The organism is Streptomyces sp. NPDC058674 (assembly GCF_042716505.1).
Lineage (GTDB): Bacteria > Actinomycetota > Actinomycetes > Streptomycetales > Streptomycetaceae > Streptomyces.
This window is the reverse complement of sequence record NZ_JBHXSC010000014.1, coordinates 1-13,400: the sequence shown is the minus strand read 5'-3', so window position 1 is coordinate 13,400 and position 13,400 is coordinate 1. Positions and strand designations below refer to the sequence as shown.

The window sequence follows — 13,400 nt, the reverse complement described above, 5'->3', positions numbered from 1 at the left end:
TCGTGGTCCGCGCCCGTACGGTCCGCGGTCCGGTGTCCGTTCGGGTCCGTCATGCCAGCACCACGGCGCGGTAGGCCGCGTCGGCGGAGACCAGGTCCTGGTGGCGGCCCTCCGCTGAGACCGAGCCGCCGTCGAGCACCACCACCCGGTCGGTGCCGGCGAGCAGGGCGGGGCTCGTGGTGACCAGGAGGGTGGTGCGGTCGCGGCGGAGCCGCCGCAGCCGGGCGGCGATGTGCGACTCGGTGACCGTGTCGACGGCGGTGGTCGGATCGTGGACCACCAGGACCGCGGGGTCGGCGGCCAGGGCCCGTGCCAGCGCGACGCGCTGGCGCTGTCCGCCGGACAGGGACCGCCCGCGCTCGGTGAGCACCGTGTCCCCGCCCTCCGGCAGGGCCCGTGCGACGTCGTCCGCCGTCGAAGCGGCGAGCGCCGGCCCGGTGTCCCCGCCGCCGTCCGCCATTGCGGCCCGGACGTTGTCCAGCAGGCTGCCTTCGAACAGGTCGGCGTCGTGGTGGGCGACCAGGACCGCCCGGCGCAGGTCGTCGGGGTCCAGCTCGGTCAGCGGCACTCCGTCGAGCTCGATCACCCCTTCGTCGGGGTCCGATTCGCGGCCCAGGCACAGCAGCAGGTCGTTGGCGGCGGCAGGGTCCTTGGCGACGATGCCGATCAGGCTCCCGGGCGCGGCGTCGAGGTCCATCCCGCGCAGCGCCCCGTAGGTGACGCCGCGCAGCCGCACCCGTCCGGCGACGGGGTGGGCGGGCGCGGCGGTCCCGGCCGGGACGGCGGGCGGCGACGCGAGCACCTCGGCGATGCGGTCCGCCGAGGCCCGGCCCTGGGCGAGTTCGCCGTTGACGTAGGTGAGGAGCTGGAAGGGCCCCAGCAGGTACTGGGCGAGTCCGACGGCCGCGACGAGTTCGCCGACGCTGATCGAGCCGCGCATCGCCAGGTGCGCGCCGACCAGTCCGATGACCGCGATGAAGATCCCGGTCAGGGCGAGGATCGCGCCGTCGTGCCAGGCCCGGCTGCGGGCGGCGCGCAGCGCCGCGGCCAGCGAGTCCCGACTCGTACGCCGGTAGCGCGCCACCGCGGCCTCCTCGGCCCCGATCCCCTTGAGCACCCGCAGCCCCGCGACCAGGTCGGCGGCGACGCCCGAGGCGTGCGCCGCGCGCTCCTGTTCGACCTCGCTCCGTTCCTCCAGGGGGCGGCTGATCAGATGGCCGAGCCACAGCAGGGGCGGGACCCCGAGCAGGATCAGCAGGCCGAGCGGCACCGACATGCGCAGCAGCGCCACCGCGCTGATGACGAGGCCGGCGGTGGCGGAGATCGCGTACGTCACCGCTGCCGCGGTCGCGCCGACCCGGGTCGCGTCACCGGTGGCGATGGCGGTCAGCGCCCCGGGCAGCCGGCCCCTGTCGGCGCCGCCGCGCGGGTCGAGCACCTTCGCGGCCAGCGTCAGGCGCAGGCCGTGGGCGGCGTGTTCGGCCGACCCGTCGGTGATCCTGGCGGCGATCCGGTAGCACGTGGACAGGACGAGGAAGAGGGCGGCGAGGACGAGCAGCCAGCGGAGCAGGGCACCTGAGGAGCCCGTCGCCACCGCCTGGTCGATGACGGCGCCGATCACCACGGGCACCAGGGCCTCGCAGCCCTGGTGCGCCATGCCGAGGCACGACGCCACCGCGATACGGCGGCGCTGGCCTCCTACCGCCTTCCGGAGGACATGGCTCCCCGTGGGTCCTCCGTCGAGCATGCGTGCCTCCGCGAGATGGTCTGATGGTCTGATGGTTAGGTAAGGCTAGTCTAAGCAGGGGCTCGCGCAGGCCTCCGGGCAGGTCCGGACCTGTTTGCGGACGTGTGTGCCCTATTGGCGGCATGTGCCCGCGCGTTGACCTTGCGGGGCAGGTTCGCTTAGGCTCGCCTAAGTTGCGTTCTGTTGTCCGCACATCACATATCCAACAGCGTCGGTGAACCGCCGCCAGGGGGAGTCGTTGGCGTTGATCGAAGCCCAGGCGGTACCCGCGGACCGGGCGGACGCCCCGCCCGTGCCGCCGACTCCCCGGTCCGTGACGGCGGTCCGCGCGGCCGGCCTGCTCGTCGGGCTCGCCGCACTGGTCCTGGTCGCGCTGCTCAGCGTATGGGTGGGCACCAGGGGCATCCCGTTCGGCTCGACGTGGAGCGTGCTGTGGCGTCCTGACGGGTCGCAGGCCTCGGTCATCATCCACGAGTACCGGATCCCCCGCACCCTCCTCGGACTCACCGTGGGCGTCGCGCTGGGCCTCTCCGGAGCGCTCATGCAGGCGCTGACCCGCAACCCCCTCGCCGATCCGGGCCTGCTCGGCGTGAGCCTCGGCGCGTCGACCGGCGTGGTCGTCGCAATCGCCTTCCTCGGCGTGGGCGCGGTCCTGGGCTACGTGTGGTTCGCGTTCCTCGGCGCCGCGATTGCCTCGGTGCTGGTCTACCTGCTGGGCTCGTCCGGCCGCTCGCTGGCCACACCCGACCGCCTGATCGTCGCCGGAGCCGCCGTCACGGCGGTGCTGACCGCCTTCAACACGGCGGTGCTGTTCCTCAACCCGCGGGCCTTCAACCAGTTCAGGTTCTGGACGGTGGGCGCCCTCGCGGGCCGCGACCTCGACCTCCTGTACGTGATCCTGCCCTTCGTCGCCGCGGGCCTGCTGGTGGCGCTCGGGCTCGCCCCGTCGCTCAACGCGCTCGGCATGGGCGACGACGTGGGGCGGGCCCTGGGGGTGAACGTCGGCCGGACCCGTGCGCTGGGCGCCCTCGCGGTGATGCTGCTCTGCGGCGCCGCGACCGCCGCCGCGGGGCCGATCGGCTTCGTGGGCCTGGCCGTTCCGCACGTGGCCCGCTTCGTGGTCGGCCCCGACCAGCGCTGGGTGCTGGCGTACTCGATGCTGATCGCCCCCGTGCTGCTGATCGGGTCGGACGTGCTGGGCCGGGTGCTCGGCGCGCCGGGCGAGATCCAGGTCGGCATCGTCACCGCGTTCCTCGGCGCACCGCTGTTCATCGCGCTGTGCCGCCGCCGAAAGCTGGTCATGCTGTGAAGGCCCCGCCCGAGGGTGAAACCTCCACCGTCCACGCCTCCCGGACCGCCGACGCCGTCGCTGCCACCGACGGGCCCCGCCCCGCGCCCCGCATCGTGAGCGGCTCGGTCCTGCGCACCCCGGGCGGCCGGATCTCCCTGCGGGTGCAGGGCCGCACGGTGGCCGTGACCGCGATCCTGCTCCTCCTCCTGGTCACCGTCATCGGTGTCAGCCTGACCACGGGGGACTTCGACCTGTCCGTCGGCGAGGTGCTCGGAGCGCTCTTCGGCAGCGAAGGGGGAGCGGCCGACTTCGTCGTCAACACCCTGCGCATGCCGCGCCTGGTCACGGCGCTGTGTGTCGGAGCCGCCCTCGCGGTCAGCGGGGCCGTCCTGCAGAGCCTGACGGCCAACCCGCTCGGCAGCCCCGACATCATCGGCTTCACCAACGGTTCGGCGACCGGAGCGCTCGTGGTCATCGTCGTGCTGCACGGCAGCATGACCCAGATCGCCATCGGGGCGCTGATCGGCGGACTGCTCACGGCCGCCGCGATCTACCTGCTCGTCGCGGGCGGCGGAGTCCAGGGCTTCCGGCTCGTGGTCATCGGCATCGGCGTCAGCTCGCTGCTGCTCGCCTGCAACTCGTACCTCATCACCCGGGCGAGCTGGCAGGAGGCGCTGGAGGCACAGGCGTGGCTCATCGGCAGCCTGGGCAACCGCGGCTGGCAGCACGCCACAGCGATCGGCATCGCCGTCGCCGTACTGCTCCCGCTCGCCCTGCTGTTCGCCCGCAGGCTCTCCATGGTGGAGATGGGCGACCAGACGGCCACCGCGCTGGGCGTCAACGTGCGCGCCAGCCGGACGGCCCTGCTCGTCATCAGTGTCGCGCTGGCCGCGTTCGCCACCGCGGTGACCGGGCCCATCTGGTTCGTCGCGCTCGCGGCCCCCCAGATCGCCCGGAAGCTCACCCGGTCGTCCGGCCCCGCCCTCGTGCCGGCCGCGGCCCTGGGCGCCGTCCTCCTGGCCGGCAGCGACCTCGCCGTCCAGCGCATCTTCTCCCCCGCCCTCCTGCCGGTGGGCACGGCGACCGGCACCGTCGGCGGGTTGTACCTCATCTGGCTGCTGGTCACGGAGTCACGAAAGAGCCGCGCATGACTGCAACGATCCCCCCGACGGCCCGCCTGAGGGCCGAGGACCTGACGCTGACCTACGACCAGCGGACCGTGGCCACCTCCCTGGGCGTGGTCATCCCCGACCACTCCTTCACGGTGATCATCGGCCCCAACGCCTGCGGCAAGTCCACGCTGCTCAAGGCACTGGCACGGATGATCAAGCCCCGGGCGGGCGAGGTCTACCTCGACGGAGCGGCGATCGCCTCCTACCGGTCCCGCGAGGTCGCCCGACGGCTCGGACTGCTCCCGCAGTCCTCGACCGCACCGGGCGGCATCACCGTGGGCGACCTGGTGGCGCGCGGCCGCTACCCGCACCAGAAGCTGCTGAGGCAGTGGTCCGCCGAGGACGAGGCCGCGGTCGCCGAGGCCATGCGCCAGACCGGCGTCCTCGAACTCGCCGACCGGCCCGTCGACGACCTCTCCGGCGGCCAGCGGCAGCGCGTCTGGCTGTCCATGGTGCTGGCACAGCAGACGTCGATCCTGCTGCTGGACGAACCGACCACCTACCTCGACATCGCCCACCAGGTCGAGGTGCTCGACCTGTGCGCCGATCTGCACGAGCGCAAGGGGCACACGATCGTCGCCGTCCTGCACGACCTCAACCAGGCCTGCCGCTACGCCACCCACCTCGTGGTGATGAAGCCGGGCGGCACGATCGCCGCCGAGGGCGATCCCGCGACCGTCATGACCGCCGAGCTCATCGAGGACGTGTTCGGCCTGTCCTGCCGGATCATCGCCGACCCGGAGACCGGTACGCCCCTGATGGTGCCCGCGGCCCGCAAGCGCCCCGGCGCCGCGGCCCCGGCCGGGGCCGTGGCCGTGCCCGTGGCCGTGCCCGCGCCCGTGGCCGAGAAGATCCTCTAGGGACGGACCGCCATGCTCTGCACCAGGCTGACCAACGCGAACATCCTGACGATGGACCCGGACCATCCCGTCGCCCACGACCTGGGCATCTGGCACGGCCGGATCGTGGGCCTGGACGACGCGGTGGCCATGCTCCCCGCACATGAGGTGATCGACCTCCAGGGAGCCACCGTGCTACCGGGGTTCATCGACAGCCACGTCCACCTCGCCTGGACGGGACTGAAGGCGGCCACCCCGAGCGTCGCACCCTGCACACGGGTCGAGGACGTACTGGCCGTCGTGGCGGAAGCCGCCTCCCGGCAGCGCACGCCCGGCGCCTGGGTGGACATCGCCGGCTACGACCAGCGCGCACTGGGGCGCCACCTCACCGCCGCCGAGATCGACCGGGTCAGCCGCGGACACCAGGTGTTCCTGATGCACGACTCCGGACACGCCTGCGTGGTCAACACGGCCGTGCTGGACCGGCTCCCCGCCCACGTCCCGCACGAGAACGGCTTCCTCGCGGAAGGAGCCATGAGCGCCGCCCGGGCGCTGCGGCCGCCGTACTCGCAGGCGGAGCTCGCGGACGCCGTCGAGCGGGCCGCCCGGACCTGCCTCGCCGAGGGGGTCACCGGCTGTGCCGAGGCGGGCATCGGGGGAGGGCTCCTGGGGCACAGCCCCGTCGAGCTCGGCGCCTACCAACTCCTGCGCGACCAGGGCCGCCTGCCCCTGCGCGTGCAGCTGATGGCGGCCTCCGACACGCTGCGGCCCGTCTCGCCGCAGACCTCCGACCGCATCCCGCGCGCCCTCGACCTCGGCATGCGCACCGGCTTCGGCGACGACTGGCTCTCGCTGGGAGCGCTCAAGATCTACACCGACGGCGGCATGATGGCCCGTACCGCCGCGCTCACCAGCCCGTACGAGGGCACCGCACACACCGGGCAGCTCCAGGACGACCCGGAGCGCCTCGCGGAGACCATCGTCGACGGCCACCTCGCCGGATGGCAGCTCGCCGTCCACGCCATCGGCGACCGCGCCGCCGACGTCGCCCTGGCGGCCATCGAGCAGGCACAGCGCCTGCGGCCGCGCCCGGATGCCCGGCACCGCGTCGAACACGCGGGCCTGATCCGGCCCGACCAGCTCCCGCGCTTCGCACGGCTGGGCGTCAGCGCGGTGGTCCAGCCGAACTTCCTGTACTCCTTCGGCGACGACTACGCGGCCGTCATGGGGGAGCAGCGGGCGCCGTGGCTGTACCGGGGCAGGGGCTTCCTGGACCACGGCATCACCCTGGTGGGCAGCTCCGACCGGCCCGTCACGGACGGCTCGCCGCTGCGCGCCGTCCAGTTCATGGTCGAGCGCGCCTCGTCGTCGGGCCGGCTCATCGGCCCCGACGAGGGCATCACGGTGGACGAGGCGCTGCACGCGTACACCGTCGCCGGGGCGTACGCCTGCCACTGGGACGGCGCGGCCGGCACCCTCACCGCGGGCAAGCGCGCCGACCTGGTGGTGCTGGGCGACGACCCGCGGCGCGTCGACCCCGCGCGCATCGGCGGCATCCAGGTGGCGGCCACCTTCGTGGACGGTCGCAGGACAGAGGAGTCGACGTCGCTGTGAGCACCGGATCTGCCACGGCCGAGCCGTACGCGTACCTCTGGCAGGAATCCGGGTACCCGTCGCGCTGGGTCATCTGGGACCTGGCCGAAGAGGCCATGGTCTTCGACCGCGAGATCAACTGCCCCGTCCACATCGACGACGGGGCCGCCCTCGCCGAGGTCCTGCGCAGGATGCGCGAGGCGGGGGTGCCGGAGAGCCGCGACTACCCCGGCCGGCCGTGCTCCTAGGGTGGCTCCGGCGCGCCCCCTCCTCCGTAGAGCCGTCAACCCTGTTTCCGCACGGCGGGGTTGGTCGGACCCGTCGAGCACCGGACCGGGCGCCGGGAGGCAGCGGCCGTGGTTTTGCCTGCTGCTTAAGTAAGGCTAACCTTAGTTGTGCGGTTCCGGGTGGCGCAGTGCCCCCGTGCCGTCTTCCGCGCACGCCGGGGCCGTATGGAAAGGGAACCCTTGATCACGCTCACACCGCGAACCGCCACCCGGTCCGCCGACGCCCCCGTGCCCACCGCGTTCCCCGTGCGCTCCGCGAGCCCCCGCGACGCCGCCGCCCTTGCGGCCCTGTCCCGGCCGTTCGTGCGGTCCGGGGCGCTGCGGGCACGCTCCCTGTCCCTCTACGCCTCGGACGCGACCGACTTCCTCGTGGTCGACGCCCCCGACGGAACCCTCCAGGGGGCCCTGGGCCTGCGGGCCCACCCCGCCGACCCGGTACGCGGCCACGGGCCCGCGGGCGTCCTGTACAACTTCTGCGTCGCGCCCCGCAGTCAGGGCCGCGGGATCGGGGCGATGCTCCTGAGCGCCGCGCTGGATCGGGCGCACGCGCGGTCGCTGGGCGCCCTGTTCACCGCGACCACGGGCAGCGGCGCCCTGTTCCTCCGCCACGGTTTCGCTCCGGCCCGTGCGGGCCTGGCTCCGTCGTCCTGGGCGAACTCGCTCTCGCCGCAGCGCAATTCGCACGTCCTCGCCCGCGCGCTCTGACCGGGGCGGCGGTGGCCGGGCCCGCGGGCGCCGGCCGCCACCGCCGCCGCCACCGCCACCGCCGCCGCCGCCACCGCCTCAGGCGTCGAGCAGGCCCGGCAGGGCCGCGAGGAGCGCGTCCACCTGTACGCCGGGGACCGTCAGCGCCGGAGCGAGCCGCACCGTCGCCGGACCGGCGGCGTTGACCAGGAAACCCGCCTCCTGCGCCGCCCGCTGCACGCGGGGCGCGACCGGTTCGGTGAGCCCGATGCCCACCAGCAGCCCCGCACCCCGCACTTCCCCCACCCGGGGGTGTCCCAGCGCCCGGATGCCGCGCCGGAGCCGCTCGCCCTGCCGTCTGACGTGGGCGAGCAGGTCCTCGGATGCGATGGTCTCCAGGACCGCGAGCCCGGCCGCGCAGGCCACCGGGTTGCCGCCGAAGGTCGAGCCGTGCTGCCCCGGCGCCAGCAGGTCGGCTGCCGCGCCGAAGGCGATCGTGGCCCCGATGGGCAGGCCGCCGCCCAGCCCCTTGGCCAGCACCACCACATCGGGGTCGGCGCCGTCCACCGCCTGGTGGGCGAACCAGTGCCCGGTGCGGCCGATCCCCGTCTGCACCTCGTCCAGCACCAGCAGCGTCCCGGTGGCCCGGGTGATCTCGCGTGCCGCCCGCAGGTACCCCTCGGGCGGCACGATCACGCCCGCCTCGCCCTGGACCGGCTCGACGAACACGGCCGCCGTCTCCGGTGTGACCGCGGCGCGCAGGGCCTGCGCGTCGCCGAACGGCACGTGCGACACCTCGCCGGGCAGCGGTAGGAAGGGGTCGCGCTTGGCGGGCTGTCCGGTCAGGGCGAGCGCCCCCATGGTGCGGCCGTGGAAGCCGCCCCGAGCCGCGACCAGCCGGCTCCGCCCGGTCCGCCGGGTGATCTTGAACGCGGCCTCGACCGCCTCCGCGCCGGAGTTGGAGAAGAACACCCGGCCGGGCCTGCCCAGCAGCCGCACGAGCTGCTCCGCGAGCGCCACCGCGGGCTCCGACACGTAGAGGTTCGAGACGTGCCCCAGCCGCGACACCTGGCGGGTCACCGCCGACACCACGGCGGGATGGGCGTGGCCCAGCGTGTTCACCGCGATGCCGCCGGTGAAGTCGGCGTAGGGCCGCCCCGCCTCGTCCCACACGGTGCTCCCCTCGCCGCGGACCAGGGCGAGCGGCGGGGTGCCGTAGGTGTCCATCATCACCGCGCGCCAGCGGTCCGCCAGCGCCGCACGGTCGCCGTCCGCGACGGAGGGGCCGCCGGTCGGCCGGTCGTCGACGAAGCCCGTCATGCCGTTCCCTCCTCCAGGTCCGGGACCACGGTGGTCCCGGAGACGCCGCCCGACACGACCCCGCGCAGGACGGAGTGCGGGACGCGGCCGTCCAGTACGTGTGCGCTGCGCACGCCCGCCCGGACGGCGCGCAGGCAGCCCTCCATCTTGGGGAGCATCCCGCTGGCCAGCTCCGGCAGCAGCTTCTCCACCTCCTCGGCCGTCAGCCACTCGATCACCTCGGTGCTGTGCGGCCAGTTCGCGTACAGCCCCTCGACGTCGGTCAGCATCACCAGCTTCTCCGCGTCGAGGGCCGCGGCCAGCGCCGCCGCCGCGAGGTCGGCGTTGATGTTGTAGACCTCGCCGCCCGTCCCGCGGGCCACCGGGGAGACGACCGGGATGCGGCCCTGTTCCAACAGGGCCCGGATCGTGTCGGTGTTCACGTCGACGATGTCGCCGACGAGCCCGATGTCCACCGGTTCGCCGTCCACCCACGCCGCGCGCCGCACGGCGGTCATGGTGTGCGCGTCCTCGCCCGACATCCCCACCGCGAAGGGCCCGTGAGCGTTGATCAGGCCCACCAGCTCCCGCTGGACCCGGCCCGTCAGCACCATCCGGACCACGTCCATGACCTCCGGAGTGGTCACCCGCAGGCCGGACTCGAAGCGGACCTCCAGGTCGAGGAGGTCGAGCATGGCGCTGATCTGCGGACCGCCGCCGTGCACGACGACCGGTTGCAGGCCCGCGTGCCAGAGGTCCACGACGTCCCGGGCGAACGTCCGCTTGAGGTCCTCGTCCACCATGGCGTGGCCGCCGAACTTGATCACGACGATGCGGCCCTGGAGCTGCTCCAGCCCGGCCGCGTCGAAGGCGGCACCGTCCGCGAGGGCGTCCACGTCCGTCTCCATGTCCGTCTCCGCGTGCGCGTCCGCGTCCGTCTGCGCGGCCACCGGTGGCTTCATCTGCCTGCCCCTCCCGCTCACGAGCTGTAAGCGCTGTTCTCGTGCACGTACTCGGCGGTCAGGTCGTTGGTCCACACCACCGCGGACTCGTCACCGGCGCGCAGGTCGATCGTGACGGTGATCTCGCGCGCCGACATGTCGACCTTGTCGCGGGGCTCGCCTGCCGCGCCGTCCCGGCACACCCAGACGCCGTTGATGGCCACGTCGAGGCGGTCCGGGTCGAAGACCGCGGACGTCGTGCCGATCGCCGAGAGCACCCGGCCCCAGTTCGGGTCCTCTCCGTGGAGGGCGCACTTGAGCAGGTTGTTCCGCGCGACGGACCGGGCCACCTCGACCGCGTCCGCCTCCGAGGCCGCGCCGACGACCGCCACCTCGATCTCCTTCGAGGCGCCCTCCGCGTCGGCGACCAACTGCCGTGCCAGGTCCAGGCATACGGCTCGCACCGCCCCGGCGAAACCGTCCCCGTCGGGGGTCACCCCGGAAGCTCCCGAGGCGAGCAGCAGCACGGTGTCGTTGGTGGACATGCAGCCGTCCGAGTCCACCCGGTCGAAGGTGGTGCGGACCGCGTCCCGCAGTGCGCGGTCGAGCGCCGCCGCGTCGACGTCGGCGTCCGTGGTGAGGACCACGAGCATCGTGGCCAGTCCGGGCGCGAGCATGCCCGCGCCCTTGGCCATGCCGCCCACCGTCCAGCCGGGTCCGTACACCACCGCGGTCTTGTGGACGGAGTCCGTCGTCTTGATCGCCACGGCCGCGTCCTCGCCCCCGTCGGGCGACAGGTGCGCGGCGGCGGCGCCGATGCCCGCCGTGATCCGGTCCATGGGCAGCGGGACGCCGATCAGCCCGGTGGAGCAGACCGCGATCTCGCCGGCGTCCGCGCCCACGGCCCGCGCCGTGTGCTCGGCCGTCACCCGGGTGTCCTCGGCCCCCGAAGGCCCGGTACAGGCGTTGGCACCACCGGAGTTGAGGACGACGGCGCACACCCGGCCGTCCGCCAGTACCTCCCGCGACCAGCGGACGGGCGCGGCCTGGACCCGGTTCGAAGTGAACACGCCGGCGGCCGCGCGCGACGGGCCGCGGTTCACCACCAGGGCGAGGTCGGCCTCACCCGACTGCTTGATCCCGGCGGCCACACCGCTCGCGAGGAATCCCTGTGCAGCGGTCACGGTCACGGAGCGACTCCATTCGTGGGCAGGCCCAGCCCTTCCGGCAGGCCCAGGGCGACGTTCATGCTCTGCACCGCGCCACCCGCGGTGCCCTTCGTGAGGTTGTCGATCGCGCTGACGGCGATCAGGCGGCCGGCGTACTCGTCCACCGCCACCTGCACGTGCACACCGTTGGACCCGAGCACAGCGGCGGTCTGCGGCCACCGGCCGTCCGGCAGCAGCCGGACGAATGGCTCGCCGGAGTACGCGTCCTCGTACGCGGCCCGCACCTCGGGCGCGCCGGCCGCGGCCCCCGCCCGCAGGGGCGCCGAGCAGGTGGCGAGGATGCCTCGGGGCATCGGGGCGAGCGTCGGTGTGAACGAGACGCGCACGTGCTCGCCCGCCAGCCGGGACAGGTTCTGGGTCAGCTCAGGCGTGTGCCGGTGGCCGCCTCCGACGCCGTACGGGCTCATCGAGCCCATCACCTCGGAGCCGATCAGGTGCGGCTTGGCCGCGCGGCCCGCACCCGAGACCCCGCTCGCCGCCACGATCACCGCCTCCGGCTCCACCAGGCCCGCGGCGAAGGCCGGGTACAGCGCCAGGGTCACCGCGGTGGGGAAGCAGCCCGGCACCGCGATCCGGGTCGCACCCGCCAGTTCCTGCCGTGCCCGCGGCAGTTCGGGCAGGCCGTACGGCCAGGTGCCGGCGTGGTCCGATCCGTAGAACCGCCGCCATTCCCCGGGGTCGCGCAGGCGGAAGTCCGCGCCGCAGTCCACGATCAGGCTCCCGGACTCCAACTGCGCGGCGAGCGCGGCCGACTCGCCGTGCGGGAGGGCCAGGAACACCACGTCGTGTCCGCGCAGCGACTCGGCCGAGGTCTCCACGAGGACCCGGTCGGCGAGGGTGGCCAGATGCGGCTGCACCTCGCCCAGCGGCCGTCCCGCGCGGCTGTGCGCGGTCACCGCGCCGATCTCCACGCCGGGGTGTGCCGACAGCAGGCGCAGGATCTCCCCTCCGGCGTACCCGCTGGCTCCGGCCACCGCGACCCGTACCGTCATGTTCCTCGTCCCTCTTCGTGCCTGCTCGGTGCCGGGCCCGTCTCCGGCCACGGTTCCTGATGGATGGTCATGTGCGTTGCGCTGCCCCGCTGCCCCGCTGCCCCGCTGCCCCGCCGCGCGGGCGTCGCGAACGGCCGCCTGAGGTCCTGGGCGAAGCTGTCCGGCGCGTTCGGTGCACAGCGCTCAGCGCTCAGCGCTCGGCGGATGCGGGATGCGGGGTGCGCGTCGGCGCCCTGGTCGCAGTGCGGGCCGTCGGGCCGCGCGGCGGTGGGATCGTGGAACTGCCGGGTACGGTGGCGGGGTCTACGAGCCGCAGGCTCACGGACGGTCCCCTCCCTCGGCGCACGCCGCTACCGGCCCTCGGTCGGGCTTTAGCTTAGCCTAACCTAACTTAACGCCCCTCGATCGTGCGCGGAACTCCTGCCGTCCGCCCGCCGCCCGGCGGGCGAACTCCCGGAGCCGCGCCGCGTCCGCCGCGGGGAGGGCCTCCGCGCCTCCCGGCCGAGCGGAGTTCGGCGGGGACCCCGGGGACGACGGCACGGCCGAGCGACCGGCCCGCGTACCGGACGAAGCCCGGCACGGGTGGGCGGGGCGGCGGCGGGCGGCGGCCGGTCAGGGGAGTCGGTCATCTGGCAGATGGTCAGTCGGTCAGCCGGTCAGCCGACGAAGCCCGGGACCACCAGGCCGGACTCGTACGCGATCACGACCGCGTGGGTCCGGTTCTGCGCGCCGAGCTTGGTCAGCACGTTCCCGACGTGGGTCTTGACCGTCTCCAGGCTCACCGTGAGGGACTCCGCGATCTCCGGATTGGACAGCCCGGTGGCCATCAGGCGCAGCACCTCCTCCTCCCGCCCGGTCAGGGCGGCCCGCGGCAGGGCCTCTGCGGAGCACAGCGGGCGGGGGGAGACCATGCGGCCCAGCGCGGCCGGGAAGAGCACGGCCTCACCGGCCGCCACCACCCGGACCGCCTCGGCGATCCGGCGGACCGGGAGGCGCTTGAGGACGAAGCCGCTGGCGCCCGCGCTGAGCGCGGCGGTGACGTAGCCGTCGTTCTCGAAGGTGGTGATCACCACGACCTTCGGGGGGTCGGGCGCGTCGGCCAGCAGTTGGCGGGTGGCCTCGATCCCGTTGAGCCGCGGCATCCGGACGTCCATCAGGACCACGTCCGGCCGCAGGCCCCGCGCCCGTTCGACCGCCTCGACGCCGTCGGCGGCCTCGCCGACCACCGTGATCCCCGGCTGCGCGGAGAGCAGCATGCGCAGACCGCTGCGGGTGACCTCGTCGTCGTCCGCGATCAGAAGCGTGACGGCGGGACCGGTCCCGTCG

12 protein-coding genes are annotated in these 13,400 nt (G+C 74.1%); 6 read left to right on the top strand and 6 right to left on the bottom strand.

Annotated features, from left to right (window positions below):
• Positions 1-49 precede the first annotated feature (49 nt).
• Entirely contained in the window at positions 50-1,747 is a 1,698-nt protein-coding gene (locus tag ACFWU6_RS10250; protein ID WP_383980241.1) for an ABC transporter ATP-binding protein, read from the bottom strand.
• Between the two features lie 247 nt (positions 1,748-1,994).
• On the opposite strand from ACFWU6_RS10250, the gene ACFWU6_RS10245 reads away from it, so the two are divergent.
• The 6 genes from ACFWU6_RS10245 to ACFWU6_RS10220 all read left to right on the top strand — a co-directional run bounded on the left by ACFWU6_RS10245 (position 1,995) and on the right by ACFWU6_RS10220 (position 7,634).
• The gene (locus tag ACFWU6_RS10245; RefSeq protein WP_383980350.1) at positions 1,995-3,056 is read left to right on the top strand and encodes a FecCD family ABC transporter permease; all 1,062 of its coding nucleotides are present in this window, start codon (positions 1,995-1,997) and stop codon (positions 3,054-3,056) included.
• A complete protein-coding gene (locus ACFWU6_RS10240; RefSeq protein ID WP_383980236.1) occupies positions 3,053-4,189 on the top strand; it encodes a FecCD family ABC transporter permease in 1,137 nt (378 codons plus the stop codon). Before ACFWU6_RS10245 ends, ACFWU6_RS10240 begins: the two co-directional genes overlap by 4 nt.
• On the top strand, positions 4,186-5,070 hold the full coding sequence (locus ACFWU6_RS10235) for an ABC transporter ATP-binding protein (protein WP_383980233.1): 885 nt from the start codon (positions 4,186-4,188) through the stop codon (positions 5,068-5,070). Before ACFWU6_RS10240 ends, ACFWU6_RS10235 begins: the two co-directional genes overlap by 4 nt.
• Positions 5,071-5,082: 12 nt before the next feature.
• On the top strand, positions 5,083-6,663 hold the full coding sequence (locus ACFWU6_RS10230) for an amidohydrolase (RefSeq protein ID WP_383802293.1): 1,581 nt from the start codon (positions 5,083-5,085) through the stop codon (positions 6,661-6,663).
• Positions 6,660-6,890: a hypothetical protein gene (locus ACFWU6_RS10225; protein ID WP_383802290.1), complete on the top strand. Its 231-nt coding sequence runs from the start codon at positions 6,660-6,662 to the stop codon at positions 6,888-6,890. Before ACFWU6_RS10230 ends, ACFWU6_RS10225 begins: the two co-directional genes overlap by 4 nt.
• 219 nt (positions 6,891-7,109) lie before the next feature.
• The gene (locus ACFWU6_RS10220; RefSeq protein ID WP_383802287.1) at positions 7,110-7,634 is read left to right on the top strand and encodes a GNAT family N-acetyltransferase; all 525 of its coding nucleotides are present in this window, start codon (positions 7,110-7,112) and stop codon (positions 7,632-7,634) included.
• A gap of 78 nt (positions 7,635-7,712) precedes the next feature.
• Here the strand turns inward: ACFWU6_RS10220 and ACFWU6_RS10215 are convergent, their stop codons facing one another.
• The 5 genes from ACFWU6_RS10215 to ACFWU6_RS10195 all read right to left on the bottom strand — a co-directional run.
• On the bottom strand, positions 7,713-8,933 hold the full coding sequence (locus tag ACFWU6_RS10215; RefSeq protein WP_383980222.1) for an acetylornithine transaminase: 1,221 nt from the start codon (positions 8,931-8,933) through the stop codon (positions 7,713-7,715).
• Positions 8,930-9,820: an acetylglutamate kinase gene (gene argB / locus ACFWU6_RS10210; protein ID WP_383980348.1), complete on the bottom strand. Its 891-nt coding sequence runs from the start codon at positions 9,818-9,820 to the stop codon at positions 8,930-8,932. The genes ACFWU6_RS10215 and argB overlap by 4 nt, the downstream gene beginning before the upstream one ends.
• A gap of 71 nt (positions 9,821-9,891) precedes the next feature.
• Positions 9,892-11,043, bottom strand: coding sequence for a bifunctional glutamate N-acetyltransferase/amino-acid acetyltransferase ArgJ (gene argJ / locus ACFWU6_RS10205; RefSeq protein ID WP_383980216.1), 1,152 nt, complete (start codon positions 11,041-11,043; stop codon positions 9,892-9,894).
• The gene (argC, locus tag ACFWU6_RS10200; protein ID WP_383980211.1) at positions 11,040-12,074 is read right to left on the bottom strand and encodes an N-acetyl-gamma-glutamyl-phosphate reductase; all 1,035 of its coding nucleotides are present in this window, start codon (positions 12,072-12,074) and stop codon (positions 11,040-11,042) included. Before argC ends, argJ begins: the two co-directional genes overlap by 4 nt.
• A 656-nt stretch (positions 12,075-12,730) precedes the next feature.
• Positions 12,731-13,400: response regulator (locus ACFWU6_RS10195; protein WP_383980207.1), on the bottom strand; the 670-nt coding region annotated here is incomplete at its 5' end.